The organism is Streptomyces sp. NPDC096339, assembly GCF_044762985.1.
Lineage (GTDB): Bacteria > Actinomycetota > Actinomycetes > Streptomycetales > Streptomycetaceae > Streptomyces.
Genome location: NZ_JBIWFI010000025.1, coordinates 28,549 through 44,631 on the forward strand (window position 1 = coordinate 28,549; position 16,083 = coordinate 44,631).

Below are 16,083 nucleotides of genomic sequence, written 5' to 3' on the forward strand. Positions count from 1 at the left end.
CGGACCGTCAGCCCGCCAGCAGGTGGCGGGCGGCGTGCAGGGCCTTCCACTGCGCCCCGCCGCGCCCCGCCACCCGCTGTTCGAGGTAGCGGCGCAGCCGGGCCAGGTCCTCCGGGCTGTCCTTCGCCGCCGTTCCCGCCAGGCAGGTGACCAGGTCGGCCGCGTTGCCCGGCTCACCGCGCAGGAACCAGCCCCGTACGCCCACGGCATGGGCGACCGAGACGGCCTCGGCGGTGCTCATCACCGACGAGAGCCGGTCGGTGGCCGTGCCGTCGCCGCCGATGCCCGAGCGCAGCTCGCGGAAGGTGGTGACGAGCACCTCCAGGATGTCCGGGTCCGGCGACACGGCCACGCCCGAACGGCTCAGCAGGGCCTTCGCCTCGGCCTCGACCAGGGCGATCTCGGTGTCCGGATCGGCGATGGGGAACACCGTCTCGTAGTTGAAGCGTCGCTTGAGCGCCGCGCTCATCTCGTTGACCCCGCGGTCCCGGGTGTTCGCCGTCGCGATCACGTTGAAGCCCTGGCGGGCGAAGACCATCCCCTCCGGACCCTCCAGTTCCGGGATGGCCACGACCCGTTCCGACAGCAGCGAGAGCAGCGAGTCCTGCACCTCCAGCGGGCAACGGGTGATCTCCTCGAACCGCACGAGCCGGCCCTCCCGCATCCCGCTGAGCATCGGCGCGGGCACCAGCGAGCGCTGCGAGGGGCCCTCGGAGACGAGCAGGGCGTAGTTCCAGGAGTACTTGATCTGGTCCTCGGTCGTCGCCGCGCCGCCCTGCACGATCAGCGTGGAATCGCCGCTGACAGCAGCCGAGATCAACTCCGACAGCAGCGACTTGGCCGTGCCCGGCTCACCCACCAGCATCAGGCCGCGGTTGGTCGCCAGTGCCACCAGGGCCCGCTCGACCAGTGCCGTGTCGCCGACGAACTTGCGGCCGATGCCCGCCTCCTCGTCCCCGACGATGAAGCGGCGGGCCGCCCGCAGGCTCAACTGCCAGCCCGGCGGCCGGTGATCGGTGTCCGAGGCCCGCAGGGCGGCGAGCTCCTCCGCGTAGCGCACCTCGGCGGGCGGCCGCTGCAGCTCCTCGGCGGCTGTGGTCGTGATCGTCATGACGTCAGCTCCGTCAGGTCGGCCAGCACCTCGGAGACGATGACCGGCGACAGGTCGGCGAACCTCAGGGGATACGAACGGGACCTCCAGTGGTCACCGGGCTGCCGGTCGAGCCAGATGGTCTCCAGCTTCTGGTCCGGGAACTCGTCGATCATCCCGACCGCGATGCCCATGTCCAGCGCGATCACCAGGTAGCACTCGGGGCCCAGCCGCCGGGAGAACCACCGCTCCACTCCCGCGTCCTGGGGCTCGCCGCGCTCCCAGCCGCGCTTCTGCAGCCCGAGCAGCTTGCCGACCGGCACGGTGACGCCCTCGAAGCGGGTGAGCCGCGCACCGCCGGCCTCCTCCTCGGTCACGGCCATCACGGGCCGGCCGAGCTGAGCGAAGGGCTGCACGATCTCGTAGTCGGCGAACAGCTCGGACCACTCCGCCAGCCAACCCTCCAGGTGCAGGGGGTGTGCCAGGGTGATGCGCGCGTCGTCCGCGAACTTCACCGCCTCGTCCTCGACATCGGCGTACGTACGGTCCTCGGCCACCCGGAACGCGGTCACCTCGCCCTCCGCCTCGGCCCGCCAGACCAGCCGCCGCACCAGGTGCCACACCAGCGGGTGCTCCACGAACAGTTGACGGAACTCGGCTCCCGTCCACGAACGCCCGTCCACCATCGCGGCCTCCAGCCGCCGGATCTGGTCCGAGGCGATCGTCCGCACGTCCTTCTTCAGCGCCATGAACCGCTTGCGCTCGGCGGTGGCGAGCTCCGCCTCGTCCCGGGCGCCGGGCCTCGGCAGGTCCTTCAGGCGCCCGCCCTCCGCGTCCAGCACGTACGGCTTCAGCTGCTCGTCGAAACCGACCGTGAAGCGGCGCGTGCCGTAGTCGACGAGCGTGCTGCCGTCCGCGTCGAGCCCGAGATCGGGCACCAGACGATCGGACAGCTGCTCACCGGTCAGCCCCAGCTCGGCCGCCACCTCGGAGATCTTCTCCTGCGCCCGGACCTTCAGCGCCTTGAACTTCACCCGCTGCCCGATCCCGTGCAGGTGCAGCAGTGCCACGTCGCTGCCGATCGACGCCAGGACCTCGAGACCGTCGACGGCCCGCTGGTGCGCGCCCTCCCCGGGCCACGCGCGGATCACCGGGGTGAGAGCGCGTACCGTCTCGTCGTCACCGAACCAGCCGAGGGAGTGCAGCGCCCACGCCTCCTTGGGCGGCATCCCGGCCAGCCGCCACTGCCCGAACAGCGCCCATACGAAAGCGGCCAGGGACTCCGGCGTGCACAGCTCCCGTACCTGCTCCAGCCCGGGGAACTCCGCGCGCGGAGAGGACACCGCCAGCATGGTCAGCACGTGCCCGGCCGCCGAGTCGGGCAGGGCGCCGCCGGACTTCAGCAGGATCTGCGGCAGCGCCTGCGGATCGGTCCAGTCGGCCGGCGCCGGCATCCGGGCGGGCAGCGCCGTCGCCAGCGGATCGGAACCCAGCAGGGGCTCCAGGGCCTCGGTGGCTTCCGGGCCGAACTCCGCCACCACCTCCCTTACGGGATCGGCGCCGTGCGCCGTCACGATCACCAGCAGAGCCCGCTCGGCCGCGGTGCGCTCCGCCCCCGGCGCACCCAGCGCGTCGGGGACGAGCAGCCGGGCGGCGTCGCCACCGTGCCGGACGCACCAGGAACGCGCCGTGTCACCGGCGACCTTGAGCCGGACCAGCCACTCGGCCATCAGGCGCGCCACGCGTACGTCGAGGAACGGGAGGAGCAGCGACGCCATGGCGGTCGGATTGCGGGTCGCCATGTTCAGGGCCACATGGAGCGAGGCCAGTTCGTAGCGGGCGACCAGCGGCTTGAAGGCGCTCAGCCCCGGGTAGGCGGAATTGGTCCCCTGCCATTCGGCGAGCAGCGGCCGCATCACCTCGACGGGGCCCTTGACCAGCACCCCCAGCGTGTCCCACACACGCTGCCGCCGACCGTTGCGCAGTTCTTCGATGTACGTCTCCATCGGGTGGTACCCGTGCCAGGCGGTCACCCAGGACTCCGTGGTGGCCCACGCCTCCCGCTCACCCGTCCGCCAGGCGATGCGCGGCTCGTCCGGCGCCACCAGCCCGGTGACCACGCGCGGCTTGACCACCGTCCGCTTGCGCGTCCACGGAGGGCTGGTCAGCAGCGGAGGCAGCGCCTGCGCCGGGACCTCCGCCACCCGCTCCGCCCCGTCCACGAGAGGAGCGACGACCGCGGCGAGTTCCTCGGGGAGGGTCGGCAGCACATCGGACGCGAGGTCCCGGTGGGCGGCCGTGTGCCCGACCAGCAGCTGTCCGGCCAGGGCGGCCTCGGCACTCCTGCCGAGGGAGGCGTGCGCCAGCATGCGCAGCGCCCGCGCCGGGTAGCGGCGCGCCGCGGCGGTCAGGGCCGTGCGTACGTGCTTGTTGCCGAGGTGGTCGACCAGGGATCCGAACGCCTCGTCGGAGGGCAGCTCGGCCAGTGCTCCCGCCATCAGCTTGACGTGGGCCGAGTCGATGTGGCGGCCGTTCAGCTCGCCGGCCAGGAACGGCACCATCGCCGTGCCCACTCCGTCCGCGAGGGTGGCGATCAGGGAGGTGTTCCAGCCGCGCCAGCCCAGCTGCATCCGGCCACCGAACAGGGCGACCTGCTCGGCCGATCCGAGGGAGCACAGCAGCATCTCCCTTACCACCGGCTCGCGGTGGTCGCGGGCGGTCGGACGGGCGCAGCACTCGTCGACCCACTCCTGCTCGGAGGGCGCGAGGTAACACGTCATGACGTGCTGTCGGGCGCTGCGCCGGGCCTTCGGGAGGGCGGCGACGGCGGCCCGGTACGTCTCCTCGTCCGCCACGGACAGCAGGGCCCTGACCCGGTCCAGGGCCGGCCGGACGACCTTGGTGCCCCAGGTGCCGTGCCAGTCGTCGTCGGGACGCGTGGTGACCCCGCCGCCGAGGCTGCCGCCGCTCAACAGCGGCCGGACGTCGGCCAGCTCGGCCGCCGCCGACGCCGCGAACGGCAGCCCGAACTCGACCGCCCAGGAATCAGCGACCACACTGAAGGACCGGCCCTTCGCCGTCAGCAGCGTCGCCAGGACCGCGGCGCCGAGCGGGTTCGCGCTGCCGGACCGGTGGGCCCGCGCGGCCTCGACGAGCTCGGGGTCGCTCTCCGGGGCGGCGAGCGCGCGGTCGATCGTCCCCGCACTCTGGTCGATCCACTCGCGCAGTTTCCGCGGCGCAGCCGAGTCGACAGCGCGCACGGTCGCGGCCACCCCACCGAGCCGCGGATGCAGATTCCGCTTCCACGCCGGGGGAAGCGTGAGCGCGTCCTCGTCCACGGGTACGACCGGGGCGTCCGGCACCTCCGCGACGACCGGCGCCGCGGCCGCCGGAGCACCTGTGCTCCCGCCCGCGCCGCTCTCCGCGTACCCCTTCCGCTCCTTCTCCGCTATCGACTTGACCAGGTACGACTGGGCGTCAGCGGCGGATCCGAACTCCTTGACCCGGGTCTGCCCGGCCGTCCCGGAGCGCCCGAAGCGGACGGTCACCGAGGTGCCCTCCGCCCCGGCCTCCCAGAACTTGGCCGAGCCTCCGTCGACGTACTCCCAGCGCCGCACGCTGCCTCCCCTTGTCGCGCGTGATCAGTTGACCGAAACAGTAAACGGCCCCACTGACAAAGGGTTCCACGGGCTGTGGACAGGGCTCGCGGCCGGGCTCCCGGGAGGTGCGACGCCATATCCTGCAGCGACATCTCTCGACCAGAGATGCAGGAGAGCCAAAGGAGGAACCGCCCGTGATCGTGATCGCCCACCTCAGCGACGTCCATCTCGACGGCGGCGAGCGCGCGGCAGACCGCACCCGCGCCGTCATGGAGTACCTCGACGCACTGCCGTACGACCTCGACGCCGTGTTGGTGAGCGGGGACATAGCCGACGAGGCCCAGGACACCGAGTACGAGGAAGCCGCCAAGCTGCTGCGCTCGCGGCACCCCCTGGTCGTCTGCCCCGGCAACCACGACGAACGGGCCGCGTTCCGGCGCGGCCTGATGGCCGAGGAGCCGCCCTCGGCCGCTCCCGTCGACCAAGTGCTGCGCGGCGAGGGCTTCGTACTCGCCGTGTGCGACTCCTCCGTACCCGGTGAGCACCACGGCTACCTGGAGGAGTCCACGATGGCCTGGCTGGAGGAGGTGGTGGCCGGCACCCCGACCGAGACCCCGGTCCTGGTGGCCTTCCACCACCCGCCGGTCGAGCTGAACGCCCCGTACGTGGACGGGATCCGGCAGTTCGGCGAGGAGCGCCTCGCCGCACTCGTCGAGCGGCACCCGCACGTGAAGGCCTTCCTGTGCGGGCACGCGCACACCGCGGCGGCCACCACCTTCGCGGGCCGGCCGGTGCTGGTGGCGCCGGGCGTGGTCTCCACCGTCCGGCTGCCGTGGGAGGCGCAGCGGGGCGCCGCCGAGTGGGTCCACCTCGACGAGCCGCCGGCCGTCGCCTTCCACGTGATCGGTGACGACGGCCGGCTGACGACCCACTACCGGGTGGTCATGGGCCCACGGTGATCTGCTGGGCGGTATCGGTCGAGTCGGTGACCAGGTAGACCGCGTTGAAGGTGGACGAGGTCGCGCTCGTCGGGCAGCCGAACCCGCCGGTGACCTTGACGGGTACCGACGCGTTGGCGAAGGTCAGGCTCGACGGCGCGCCGTTCGCCCACGTGCCGCCCACGTTCGCCGCGGCGGTGGGCGCCGCGGTGACCGTACAACTGGCGAGCCCGGTCGTCTTGAGCACCAGTCCGCCGACCGGCACGGTCATGGTGGCGGTGATCGGGGAGCCGTTCTGCATCGACACCGTCCACGCGCCGCTGGTGGTGACCGTCGGGGTCACGCCCGGCATGCTGGAGGTGCATGAGCTGTACGTCGGCGGGGAGATCGGCGACGAAACCGGGCCGGCCGCGTTCTGGTTGCCGGGCGCGGCCGGCACCGTACCGGTGGAGACGGAGACCGAGCAGGTCACCGTCACCGAACCGGCCTTGAGGGTGGCCTTCCCGCTGAGGGTGGCCTTGAAGGCGTGCCCGGCCGGGGTCACGGTGGTGGACCCGGCCGCGGCTGACGGCGCCGCGGCGAGCGGGGCGGCGGAGGCGGTGAACGAGGCCGGCGACAGGGCGGCGGCTGCGGCCGTGCCGAGGGCGAGCGCGAGGGCGGTACGCGTGCGACTCATGGCTGTGCTCCTTGGGGATCCTGGTGCACGGTGGGGGATGGTTGCGGCGCGGGCGCGGGCGCGGGCGCGGGAGCAGGTGCGGCTGTGCGGGGTGGCCGGGACGGCTGCCAGGCGAACATCAGGCCGCCGCCGAGGATGCCGAGCAGGGTGCCGATCAGGAACCCGCCGAGGTTCGACAGGACCAGCGCGGCCGTGGCGATCACCGTGGTGAGGACCCCCGCGAGGCCGCGCTGAGCGGGGGAGAACCAGGCGGTGAGGCCGAGCACGATCATCACGACGCCCATCAGGACGGACGGAATCCCCGCCACCCCCTGCTGGAGCATGATCTTCAGCGGTGCCAGCGGCAGGACGCAGATCCAGGCCCCGGCGAGGACGGCGAACAGCCCGCCCCAGAAGGGCCTCGCGCGCCGCCACCGCCTCCACTGCCGCCACCGCCGACGGCGGCTCAGAAACATTCCTTCTTGCCCTTGGAAACGTCCATGCGCAGCCCGGAGAGCTTGAAGGTGCCGGCGTTGGTCGCCCACGCCGTCTGCTTCAGATCGCTGATGCGGACCGTGTCCGCCTGCTGGGCGAAGAGGTCCTGCATGCCCTGGGCATCGGCCGGGCCCTTGTCGAGGGTGGAGGCGTCGCGCCCGATCTCGATGTTGCCGAAGACCGCGTCACCGGACAACTGCGTCGCGTCCACGAACAGATTGCTCGCTTCCACGGGCTTGTCCCGGCCGGCCGTCAGGCTGAGCGAGATGTCGCCGATCACCGGGAGCGAGGTGACCACCGACTGGCACAGACCGTTCAGCTTCGCCTCCCGGATGGCGGTCACGGCCACCGGGATGAGTTCCTCGCGGGCGTTGACGTCGACACTGCCGTACTGGGCGAATCCCTCGCCCTCCAGGCTCTGCGCCGACACCTTGAACTGCTGCCCCGACACGGCGAAGGAGGCGGCGAGCGCACCCTGCGCGAGGGCGATGCCGAGGCCGGCGGTCACGGCCACGGCGGGTACGGTCAGGACGGCGAACCGCCGCCAGCGGACCCGTCCGGAGCCGTCGTCCTCGTCGGGACCGGGAGGGTCAGAGTCATCGGAGGTGCCGGATAAGTGCGGGGAATCCACCATGAGATCGTCCCTTTTTTCGGCTGTGCACCGTTGTTACCGACGAGTTGAATGTAAGAGTGCCAATGGGGGTTGGCAAGGTTGTGCGAGCGCACCCTTTGAGCCGACTCCTACTGTTCCGTACGCAGCAGTTCGGCGACCTCCGCATCCACCCGCCGGGCCATCGCCCGCGCGAACTCCGTGGCCACGACCTCCCCGGCCACCGGCCGGAGCGCCGCGACCGCCTCGGTGACGTGCCGCAGCTGCGTGGCCGAAAGCCGCTCCAGCCCCTCCGGCCCGATCACGTGCTGCCGGAACAGCGCCACGAAGCGGTCCGCGAGGGCCGCCGCCTGCGCCTGTACGAAGTCACCCGCGTCCAGGATCTCGGCCAGCGGAACCCCCTGCCGCACCAGCGTCAGCGTCGCGTCCAGCAGTCGCCGGCTCGGGTGCGTGACCAGGTCCCCGTCGACGGTGACGTACCCCAGCTCCGCGGCCCGCCGCGTGTCCTCGGCGGTCGCCGTCGGCCCGAACAGCTCCCGCAGCTCGGCCCGGGTCATCGTGACCGGCTCCTCCCGGACCCAGTCCCGGGTCATCTCCCGTTCCAGGCCCAGCAGCCCGGACAGCCCGCCGCCGCCCTCCCAGGCGTGCAGCAGCTCCGCGATGCCGTTGACCGTGTACCCGCGCCCCAGCAGATCGCTGATCAGCCGCAGCCGCGTCAGATGGTCCTCGGAGTACCAGGCGATCCGGCCCTCCCGGCGCGGCGGCGGCAGCAACCCGCGCTCCTGGTAGTAGCGCAGGTTGCGTACCTTGACGCCGGCCGCCCGGGCCACGTCCTCCCGGCGGTACCGCCCGCCGCCGCCCGTGTCATCGCTCTCCGCCTCGCTGCTCACGCGGCGAAGCATAGGACGTACCGGCAGGTCACATGGGGCGTGACGACTCGCGCCGCTTGACCGCCCGCAGCACCACGAACTTCGGCTCGCTCGCGACGACTTCACTGTTGCCGAAGAGCCGCCGCAGATGGGTGTGGTAGCCCATGTGCCGGTTCGCGACCACCCACAGCTCGCCGCCCGGCCGCAGCACCTTGCGCGACTGCGCGAACATCCGCAACGCCGTCGCGTCCGTCGTGGCCTGGTGGGAGTGGAAGGGCGGGTTGCAGAGCACCAGGTCGACGGAGCCGGGCGACAGCATCGCCACCCCGTCGCCGACGTGGAACTCGGCGGTCCGCCGGCCCGCGCGGACATTGGCCTCGTACGTGGCCCGCGCCGAGGCGATCGCCTGGTAGGACTCGTCGGTGAACACGACCTCCGCGTCCGGGTCGTGCACCTGGATCGCCGTGCCCACCACACCGTTGCCGCAACCCAGGTCCACGACCCGGGCGCCGTCGGTGTTCGTCGGCAGGCTCTGAAGGAAGAAGCGGGTGCCGATGTCCATCCGGTCGGCGCAGAAGATCCCGGCGTGGTTGACGACGGTCAGCCCGGAACCCGAGCCAGCCTCCTGGTCCACCGTGTACGTCAGCGGCCACGGATCGGCGGCGACGGGGCGCACGGCCCCGGGGGCGTCCGGCGTGCAGAAGATCAGCCGGGCCTTCTTCTCGGCGAGCGAGGTCTTCGTCGGGCCGAGGATCTTCTCGAAGAGCCGCAGCGTCGAGGTGTGGATCTCCTTGACCATGCCGGTACCGACCACGACGGTGCCCGCGTGCACGTGCGGGGCCAGCCGGTACAGCTGGTCCTCCAGCAGCGCCAGGCTCTTGGGCACGCGCACCAGCAGTACGTCGATCCGCTCCGGCGGCGGGTCCTGCGTGGTCAGCAGCGTGACCGTGCTCTTGGCGGTGCCGATCCCGGCCCGGTCCAGGTTCGCGGCGGTCGCGGACCGGCTCAGCGCGGAATCGGTGATCTGGGTGGGGTGGTACGCGGCGAGCGCCGTGGTCAGCGCCCCCCAGCGGTCCCCGAGCACGACGATCCGGCCGGCGGAGGCCAGGTCCACCGGGCCGCGCTCCCCGGTACCGGAGTCGAGGTGGCGCAGCAGGTACTCGTCGGCGGCGTCCCATGCACGGAGCCGGTCGCGCGGGTCCTCGGGGAAGCGGGTGAGCTCGTAGGAGCCGAAAGGCGTGGTCAGACGGTTCATATCCGCCCCAGGCTAACCGAGCCGCGCCCCCACCCCCGCACCAGCGCGGCCGGAACCCTGAACACCCGCTCGGGACGACCGGGAACTACTCCGGGAACTCGCCGGCCATCGCGGCGGCGATCCGCAGGTACGGGCGGGCCTCGGCTGCCCGGCCCTGACGCTCCAGGGTGCGACCGAGCATCAGCTGCGCGTAGTCCTCCACGGGCCAGCGCTCCAGGATGGAGCGCAGCTCCCGCTCGGCGCGCGAGAGCTGCGCGGAGTGGTAGTAGGCGCGGGCCAGCAGCAGCCGGGGCGCCAGCTGCTCGGGGGCCTCGCCCGCCAGACCCTCCAGGAGGCGGGCGGCCGTGGCGTACTCCTTGGCGTCGAAGAACAGCCCGGCGCGCGTCCAGCGGTCGGCCGCCGTCCCGTGCTCCAGGTAGGCCGCATCCTTGACGGCAAAGATCGCGTCGACCGTCTCAACCGTCTCGATCGGCTCCATTCGCTCCATTCGCTCCACAGCGTCCCTTCCGGCGCTCGGGTGGTGTGTACGCAGCCTCCAACACGCCCGGGCCGTGGAACATTCCACCTCACACCGGTGCCGCCGCGCGGCTAGGTTGTCCGCATGAGCAATCTCGATCGCCAGCCCGCTCTCTCCGCCTGCGGCGGCCGCGGATTCGTCGTGGCCGAACCGGTGCGAGAGCTCCTCAGCCCGCGCACCGTGAAGCTCGGTGAGTCCAGCGAGGTCCGCCGGCTCCTGCCGAACCTGGGCCGTCGCATGGTCGGCGCGTGGTGCTTCGTGGACCACTACGGCCCGGACGACATCGCGGACGAGCCCGGCATGCAGGTCCCGCCGCACCCGCACTGCGGGCTGCAGACGGTCAGCTGGCTCCACGAGGGCGAAGTGCTGCACCGCGACAGCGTCGGCAGCCTCACCACGGTCCGCCCGCGCGAACTGGGCCTGATGACCTCCGGACGTGGCATCAGCCACTCGGAGGAGAGCCCCCGCCCGCACGCCCGCTTCCTGCACGGCGCCCAGCTGTGGGTGGCCCTCCCGGACGCCCACCGCGACGTGGAACCCCACTTCCAGCACCACGCGGACCTCCCGCAGGTGACGGCCCCCGGCCTGACGGCGACGGTCATCCTGGGCACCCTGGACACCGCGACCTCGCCGGGCACGGCGTACACCCCGATCGTCGGCGCGGACCTGGCCCTCGCGGCGGGCACCGAAACCCGCCTCCCGCTCGACCCGGACTTCGAATACGCCGTCCTCTCCATGTCCGGCGAGGCCCACGTCGACGGCGTCCCGGTCCTCCCCGGCTCGATGCTCTACCTCGGCTGCGGCCGCACGGAACTGCCCCTGCGGGCGAGTTCGGACGCGGGGCTGATGCTGCTGGGCGGCGAGCCGTTCGAAGAGGAGATCGTCATGTTCTGGAACTGGATCGGACGGTCGCACGACGACATCGCGCAGGCCCGCGAAGACTGGATGAACGGGTCGCGCTTCGGCGAGGTGAAGGGCTACGACGGCCCTCCGCTTCCGGCCCCCGAGCTCCCTCCGACTCACCTGAAGCCCAGGGGAAGGGTTCGCTGACCTGCTGGTTCGCGGCAGCGAGGGCTGGGTGTCATGGTCGGGCCCGGCCCTCCGATCCTGGTTTCGCAGGGGAGGCCGCCGGACGAAGTGCGAGAGCCTTCGTTGTCGACGGACCGGTCTCATGTGTTGCAGGCTGTAGCCGAGTTCGGTCGGACGAATCCCGACCCTTTGCTGCCTTTACTGACGACTGGCCATGTCCGACCGGCTGGTTGCGTCGAGTCCCTCTGCCCGCGAAGGGTGGCCGTGTCCAGGGTGGGCGGTCGTGCCGGCCGCTCACGCCGCGGGCGTGCCCGCACGCGCGGCGAGAAGGGCATCCGCCGCCCTCCAGGATCAGGTGCCAGAGTTGTCGACGAATCCCACGACATCGAGATATTCGACTTTGGGCGGGGCGCCGTAAACCCCCGTCACCTTTTCGACGATCTCCTCCGTGAAGAAGGCGCGGGCCTTCTCCTCGTCATCCCACACGTAGAAGTTCCGTGCCTGAACGCCGTCTTCGTCGAGCATGAAGCTCTTGAAGCGAAGGCCGGCCATCCCTTCGAACGGTCCTCGGAGTTCGCCGGCAATCTTTGCGAGAGCCGAACGATCGAACTTGTCGGTCCGTGTGAAAGTCACGAGCACGCCGATCATCGGGATTCCTTTCGGTTGCGGGAGCGACGGTGGAGCGAGTGATGCTAGGCGTGGATCGGCGGGTGGATCAGCCGGGCGCGCTCGTAGGTGTCCTGCATCCACGCGATCGAGGTCGTTTGGGCGTCCGAATGATGGACGACGGTCGTCGCGTAGCGGGCGCTCTGCCCGACTGTCCCGCAGCGGTGAGTGGGAACGACCGCCGTCATCCGCACTGGGACCGGACAAAGGGTCCTGGGAAGCGACGGCCTGTAGGTGCGCGCCGGGAGACCGGCGGGCGTGCCCGTGGAGTTCGAAGACCCGCCCGTTGCCCGCATCCGGGGTCTCGTGGGCGACAACGCCTGACGGATACGGCCCGGGGCCGGACACGATTTCGTGTCCGGCCCCGGGCCGTTGAGCGCCGGCGTGGATGTGGCCTAGCCGAGAGCCGACGCCGTGCGGGGCGCGGGCGCTTCCGCACTGACGGTGTCGGTGCGGGTGGCCAGCAGCCGCTGGGCGAGGACGCCGAAGACGACGGCGAACACGGTCCACAGCACGACCTGGACGGCGATGGACGCGACCCGGAACTCCCACAGCAGGGCGGCGGGGAACTCGGGCTTGACCGCGTCGGTGTTGTCCGGGAGGACCAGGAAGGCCAGCGCGGTGGCGACGACGAAGCCGGCGCCCGCGGTCAGGGTGGCGTTCCAGTTGCCCAGGCGGGGTGCCAGGCGCCGGCCCAGGATGATCGCGCCGATGCCGAGGAGGACGCTGAGCAGGATCATCAGGAAGAACAGCGTGGTCCGCTGGCCGATGGTGTCTGGGTTGCCGACCGCCGGAGGGGTGGCCGGGTACTTGAGGAACGGCACCAGGTAGACCAGTGCGAACGCGCCCGCGGCCGTGAGAGCCGCCGTCGCCCGGGGGCTGAAGCGGCCGACGCGGCCCAGGGCGAAGGAGAACGCGAGGGAGGCGATGCCGCCCAGCGCGACCCCGTAGACCAGGACGCCGGTGGCGAGGCCGACGGTGGACTGCACCGGCCGGCTGACGAGTTCTTCCTCTTCCTCGGCGGCGGGGGCCTCGCCACCGCCGTGCCCGGCGTGAGCGGACGAGGCGCCGGCGGCGTCGTGAGCAGCCGCGGCCTCCTCGACGGCGATGGAGCCGCGCACGGACGGCTCACCGACCACGTAGGCGACGGCGAAGGCGAACAGTCCGGCGATCAGGCCCGCGAGCATGCCGCGGACCAGCAGACCTCTGACAGTGGAGGCGTACATGTGCGCGAGCCTCTCAGTGGCAGGGGAAGCCGAGCAGGTGACGGCCGTCGTGCACCCACTCGTGCACGCCCTCGCCGGAGAACACGGCGGTGGCGCCCTGCTCCGCCCCGACGAAGTACAGGGCCACGAGCATCAGCAGGCCAACGAACAGGGCCCAGGGCAGCACGGCCTTGACGGGCAGCGGAGCCGACGGCGACAGGGCGGGGGTGGGTATGGCAGCGGAAGCGACGGCCTCGGCCATGGTGGAACCTCCTCGGGGAACAGCGCGTCCCATGTGGTGGTGCGGAACGACGGTCCGAGGGTCTGACTCGCCGCGGCCGCCACCCCCGGAGGGGTGCCGTCGCAGCACACAGTGGCGCGACCATGCCGGATTCACACCGGACTTCCGTCTCGCCGTCGTCGCTATGTGTAGATGTCGGCGCGACGCTACCGCCCGCAGGCCGTCCGACCAAGCGGATGAGTCCCTGATCACATGGGACGTCCGAGCCGCGAGACCACGCTGGTACACGTCTTGATCCCTCAGTGGGACGTTTGACGTGTCACAGGCCGAAGGCGCCGCCTTCCACAAGGATGAGCAGGCCGATGGTGATGAGGACCAGGGGCAGCAGGACGTGGCCCCAGCGGGCGAGGGCCCTGGCGATGACGGGGCGGGTGGCGAAGTACCGGCCGGCGAAGCACCACACGGCCACCAGGGCGAGGAAGACCACGGCATAGACGGCCATCCCGCCGCTTCCGGCGGTGGCGAACACGGGTACGTAGACGCCGATGTTGTCGCCCCCGTTGGCGATGGTGACCGCGGCGACCTCCAGCGAGTTGGGGCCGCCCTCCTCGGGCTGTGCTTCCTCCTCGTCCGTACCGCCACCGCGGTGGTCCTTCCACGCCTGCCAGGCGGCTTTGAGACCGAGGGCGAGCGGCAGCAGGCCCAGGTAGGGGATGGCCGACTCGGGCAGGAAAGTGGCTCCGAACGCGGCGGCCACGGCCACGGCCAGGATCGCGGCGAATCCCAGGTACTGGCCGAGGACGATGCGGCGGGTGGAGCCGGGGTGCCCGGCGCCCTGGGCGAAGAACAGCGCCAGGACCAGGATGTCGTCGATGTTGGTGACGGCGAACAGCCCGGCGGCCTGCCCGATGATGCCCAGGTCCACGAGTAGGTGCCCTCCTCTTTCGTACGGGTGACTCCGTGACGCTACCCGGCACTCAGGCCGCGTCGTCCGCCCCCCTGCCTCGGGAAGGCACCGGGCCGTCGTGCGACCGGCGGCGCGCGGGCCGTACACGAGACTGGGGGACGGCCGGTGTCCGTTCCGTCCCCCGGTCACCGGGTGTGCCGTGCTCATCCCCGAGAAGTCCAGGTCGGCGCCCTCGCCCCGGGCGAACGCGGCGTACATCCGGGCGGCCTTGAGGCCCAGCGGTGCGTCCACGCCGCCGGCCTTCAGCGCGTTCGCGGCGAGTCCGAGGTCCTTGGCCATCAGTGGCTTTCCGCAGCGGCGCACCCCATCCGGGTGTCATCCGCCGGTCTGCCGCGCGCACGTGCTCCACGGAGTACGGGCGGGCGACCCGGTGACCGAGGCGGAGGGGCGCAGGCCGGCGTGAGTCCGGCCGTCACCCCCGGTCGCGGGCGACCGGGTAGGGGATGAAGGTGCTGCTGTTCTCGTCGACCGCGAGCGGGCGGCCGAGCGGCGGGACGGCGCGCTGGGGGCAGTCCAGCCGTTCGCAGAGCCTGCACCCCATGCCGATGGGGGTGGCGGCGGAGGCGTTGTCGAGGTCGAGGCCGTCGGAGTAGACGAGCCGGGGCGCGTGGCGGATCTCGCAGCCTAGGCCGATGGCGAAGGTCTTGCCGGGCTCGCCCCAGCCGCCGCGGTGGCGGGTCACGGCCCGGGCGGTCCACAGGTACCGCTGCCCGTCCGGCATCGCGGCCACCTGGACGTGGATCCGGCCGGGCGCGGCGAAGGCCTCGTACACGTTCCACAGCGGGCAGGTCCCGCCGGCCCGGGAGAAGTGGAACCCGGTCGCGGACTGCCGCTTGGACATGTTCCCGGCCCGGTCCACGCGGACGAACGAGAACGGGACGCCGCGCAGCCTGGGCCGCTGGAGGGTGCTCAGGCGGTGGCAGACGGTCTCGTACCCGATGCCGAAGTGGTCCGTGAGCCGCTCGATGTCGTAGCGGTGCTCCTCGGCGGCGGTGTGGAAGGTCCGGTACGGGAGGATCAGCGCGGCGGCGAAGTAGTTGGCGATGCCGATCCGCGCCAGTCCGTGGGCCGGGGAGCCGGACGGGAAGTCCTCGGCGGCCAACCGGTCCAGCTCGGCTCCGTGTTCCAGGAGGGCCAGCTGGGTGGCCATCCGGAACGCCTGCTGGCCCGGGCGGAGCCGGCCGGACAGGTGCAGGACGCGAGTCCGGGCGTCGAAGTGATGGAGGCGGTCGGAGTCGGACGCGAGGCGGATCCCGTGGTGTTCGCTCAGACGGTTCGAAAGCACCCGGACGACCTCCCCGGGACGGATGCCGATCTCCCGGGCGAGGTCCTCGGCGGCGAGGTCGGTGTCGTGGAGGTAGTTCTGGCGGCGGTAGAAGAACTCGCGGATCTCCTCGTGGGGAGAGCGTGGTGCGGCCGGGCCGGCGTCCCGTCCGTCGGCGGTGTCCGCCAGCCGCTCCGCCAGGAGTTGGCTGCGCCGTCCCAGGTCCAGTAGGACGGCGGCCACGGCCGGCATCCGGGTGGCGAGTTCGGCCAGGTCGGAGGGGGAGACGCGGGCCTCGGCGACCTCGCTCGCCAGGGCCTCGCGCAGGTCGGCCACGAGACGGGTTGTGTCGCGCTCGGAGAAGAACCCCGGGTCCACGCCGAAGGCCTCGGTCAGCCTCAGCAGGACGGGTACGGTCAGGGGCCGGGAGTCGTGCTCCATCTGGTTCAGATAGCTCGGCGAGATGCCGAGGACGCGGGCCAGCTCGGCCTGGCTCAGCCGGCGCTCCTCGCGCAACCGCCGCAGCCGCGCACCCGCGTACGTCTTGCTCACCTGGACTCCTCCGGCCTCGATCGGCTCCAGGCTACGCATGATCCTGTCATTTCCAACCTTCGCAACCTTGGCAAAACAGCCGCGGAAGATTCGCAGAAGTTGGCATACGTACCTCATTGATGGCACTGCGT

General features: G+C 71.7%; 15 protein-coding genes, 1 pseudogene and 2 riboswitches. Of the genes and pseudogenes, 2 read left to right on the forward strand and 14 right to left on the reverse strand.

Going from position 1 to position 16,083, the window contains the following annotated elements:
* Positions 1 to 7 precede the first annotated feature (7 nt).
* Together ACIQ5Y_RS26765 and ACIQ5Y_RS26770 are read right to left on the reverse strand one after the other, a co-directional pair.
* On the reverse strand, positions 8 to 1,111 hold the full coding sequence (locus tag ACIQ5Y_RS26765) for an AAA family ATPase (RefSeq protein ID WP_403885486.1): 1,104 nt from the start codon (positions 1,109 to 1,111) through the stop codon (positions 8 to 10).
* Positions 1,108 to 4,707, reverse strand: a complete 3,600-nt coding sequence (locus ACIQ5Y_RS26770) for a DUF4132 domain-containing protein (RefSeq protein WP_403885490.1) — start codon at positions 4,705 to 4,707, stop codon at positions 1,108 to 1,110. Before ACIQ5Y_RS26770 ends, ACIQ5Y_RS26765 begins: the two co-directional genes overlap by 4 nt.
* Positions 4,708 to 4,883: 176 nt before the next feature.
* Here ACIQ5Y_RS26770 and ACIQ5Y_RS26775 point away from each other — a divergent pair, with 176 nt between their 5' ends.
* Complete coding sequence (locus ACIQ5Y_RS26775; RefSeq protein ID WP_403885493.1) at positions 4,884 to 5,648, forward strand: metallophosphoesterase; 765 nt, start codon at positions 4,884 to 4,886, stop codon at positions 5,646 to 5,648.
* Here ACIQ5Y_RS26775 and ACIQ5Y_RS26780 read toward each other — a convergent pair.
* The 6 genes from ACIQ5Y_RS26780 to ACIQ5Y_RS26805 form a co-directional block, all read right to left on the reverse strand.
* Entirely contained in the window at positions 5,632 to 6,303 is a 672-nt protein-coding gene (locus ACIQ5Y_RS26780; protein ID WP_403885496.1) for a hypothetical protein, read from the reverse strand. The two genes, ACIQ5Y_RS26775 and ACIQ5Y_RS26780, sit on opposite strands and share 17 nt — an antisense overlap.
* Positions 6,300 to 6,758 carry a DUF6114 domain-containing protein gene (locus ACIQ5Y_RS26785; protein WP_403885498.1) on the reverse strand — a complete coding sequence of 153 codons (459 nt, stop codon included), beginning with the start codon at positions 6,756 to 6,758 and terminating at the stop codon, positions 6,300 to 6,302. Before ACIQ5Y_RS26785 ends, ACIQ5Y_RS26780 begins: the two co-directional genes overlap by 4 nt.
* Positions 6,749 to 7,411, reverse strand: coding sequence for a DUF6230 family protein (locus ACIQ5Y_RS26790; protein ID WP_403885501.1), 663 nt, complete (start codon positions 7,409 to 7,411; stop codon positions 6,749 to 6,751). Before ACIQ5Y_RS26790 ends, ACIQ5Y_RS26785 begins: the two co-directional genes overlap by 10 nt.
* 107 nt (positions 7,412 to 7,518) lie before the next feature.
* The gene (locus ACIQ5Y_RS26795) at positions 7,519 to 8,277 is read right to left on the reverse strand and encodes a MerR family transcriptional regulator (RefSeq protein ID WP_403885504.1); all 759 of its coding nucleotides are present in this window, start codon (positions 8,275 to 8,277) and stop codon (positions 7,519 to 7,521) included.
* A 28-nt stretch (positions 8,278 to 8,305) separates the two neighbouring features.
* A complete protein-coding gene (locus ACIQ5Y_RS26800; protein ID WP_403885674.1) occupies positions 8,306 to 9,502 on the reverse strand; it encodes a methyltransferase in 1,197 nt (398 codons plus the stop codon).
* Between the two features lie 94 nt (positions 9,503 to 9,596).
* Positions 9,597 to 9,989, reverse strand: a complete 393-nt coding sequence (locus ACIQ5Y_RS26805; RefSeq protein ID WP_403885677.1) for a tetratricopeptide repeat protein — start codon at positions 9,987 to 9,989, stop codon at positions 9,597 to 9,599.
* A 123-nt stretch (positions 9,990 to 10,112) separates the two neighbouring features.
* On the opposite strand from ACIQ5Y_RS26805, the gene ACIQ5Y_RS26810 reads away from it, so the two are divergent.
* Positions 10,113 to 11,078, forward strand: a complete 966-nt coding sequence (locus ACIQ5Y_RS26810) for a pirin family protein (RefSeq protein WP_403885507.1) — start codon at positions 10,113 to 10,115, stop codon at positions 11,076 to 11,078.
* A 330-nt stretch (positions 11,079 to 11,408) separates the two neighbouring features.
* Here ACIQ5Y_RS26810 and ACIQ5Y_RS26815 read toward each other — a convergent pair whose 3' ends face one another.
* From ACIQ5Y_RS26815 to ACIQ5Y_RS26840, 6 genes and pseudogenes are all read right to left on the reverse strand, one after another.
* Positions 11,409 to 11,705, reverse strand: a complete 297-nt coding sequence (locus tag ACIQ5Y_RS26815) for a hypothetical protein (protein ID WP_403885510.1) — start codon at positions 11,703 to 11,705, stop codon at positions 11,409 to 11,411.
* 153 nt (positions 11,706 to 11,858) lie between these two features.
* A riboswitch (cobalamin riboswitch) is annotated at positions 11,859 to 11,976 on the forward strand.
* Positions 11,977 to 12,118: 142 nt separating this feature from the next.
* Positions 12,119 to 12,949, reverse strand: a complete 831-nt coding sequence (locus ACIQ5Y_RS26820; protein ID WP_403885513.1) for a CbtA family protein — start codon at positions 12,947 to 12,949, stop codon at positions 12,119 to 12,121.
* A 13-nt stretch (positions 12,950 to 12,962) separates the two neighbouring features.
* On the reverse strand, positions 12,963 to 13,190 hold the full coding sequence (locus ACIQ5Y_RS26825; RefSeq protein ID WP_401197331.1) for a CbtB-domain containing protein: 228 nt from the start codon (positions 13,188 to 13,190) through the stop codon (positions 12,963 to 12,965).
* A 60-nt stretch (positions 13,191 to 13,250) separates the two neighbouring features.
* A riboswitch (cobalamin riboswitch) is annotated at positions 13,251 to 13,336 on the reverse strand.
* 152 nt (positions 13,337 to 13,488) lie between these two features.
* The gene (locus tag ACIQ5Y_RS26830; RefSeq protein WP_403885680.1) at positions 13,489 to 14,094 is read right to left on the reverse strand and encodes a cadmium resistance transporter; all 606 of its coding nucleotides are present in this window, start codon (positions 14,092 to 14,094) and stop codon (positions 13,489 to 13,491) included.
* Between the two features lie 177 nt (positions 14,095 to 14,271).
* A pseudogene (locus tag ACIQ5Y_RS26835) lies at positions 14,272 to 14,421 on the reverse strand (NAD-binding protein); the annotation flags it as partial.
* 127 nt (positions 14,422 to 14,548) lie between these two features.
* Positions 14,549 to 15,952 carry a short-chain fatty acyl-CoA regulator family protein gene (locus tag ACIQ5Y_RS26840; RefSeq protein WP_403885683.1) on the reverse strand — a complete coding sequence of 468 codons (1,404 nt, stop codon included), beginning with the start codon at positions 15,950 to 15,952 and terminating at the stop codon, positions 14,549 to 14,551.
* Positions 15,953 to 16,083 lie beyond the last annotated feature (131 nt).

What these genes read in the sequence shown, in the direction of transcription:
- ACIQ5Y_RS26815 (WP_403885510.1), bottom strand. Translation starts at nt 11,705, where the DNA reads ATGATCGGCGTGCTCGTGACTTTCACACGGACCGACAAGTTCGATCGT.
- ACIQ5Y_RS26805 (WP_403885677.1), bottom strand. Translation starts at nt 9,989, where the DNA reads ATGGAGCCGATCGAGACGGTTGAGACGGTCGACGCGATCTTTGCCGTC.
- ACIQ5Y_RS26785 (WP_403885498.1), bottom strand. Translation starts at nt 6,758, where the DNA reads ATGTTTCTGAGCCGCCGTCGGCGGTGGCGGCAGTGGAGGCGGTGGCGG.
- ACIQ5Y_RS26790 (WP_403885501.1), bottom strand. Translation starts at nt 7,411, where the DNA reads ATGGTGGATTCCCCGCACTTATCCGGCACCTCCGATGACTCTGACCCT.
- ACIQ5Y_RS26810 (WP_403885507.1), top strand. Translation starts at nt 10,113, where the DNA reads ATGAGCAATCTCGATCGCCAGCCCGCTCTCTCCGCCTGCGGCGGCCGC.
- ACIQ5Y_RS26765 (WP_403885486.1), bottom strand. Translation starts at nt 1,111, where the DNA reads ATGACGATCACGACCACAGCCGCCGAGGAGCTGCAGCGGCCGCCCGCC.
- ACIQ5Y_RS26820 (WP_403885513.1), bottom strand. Translation starts at nt 12,949, where the DNA reads ATGTACGCCTCCACTGTCAGAGGTCTGCTGGTCCGCGGCATGCTCGCG.
- ACIQ5Y_RS26825 (WP_401197331.1), bottom strand. Translation starts at nt 13,190, where the DNA reads ATGGCCGAGGCCGTCGCTTCCGCTGCCATACCCACCCCCGCCCTGTCG.
- ACIQ5Y_RS26780 (WP_403885496.1), bottom strand. Translation starts at nt 6,303, where the DNA reads ATGAGTCGCACGCGTACCGCCCTCGCGCTCGCCCTCGGCACGGCCGCA.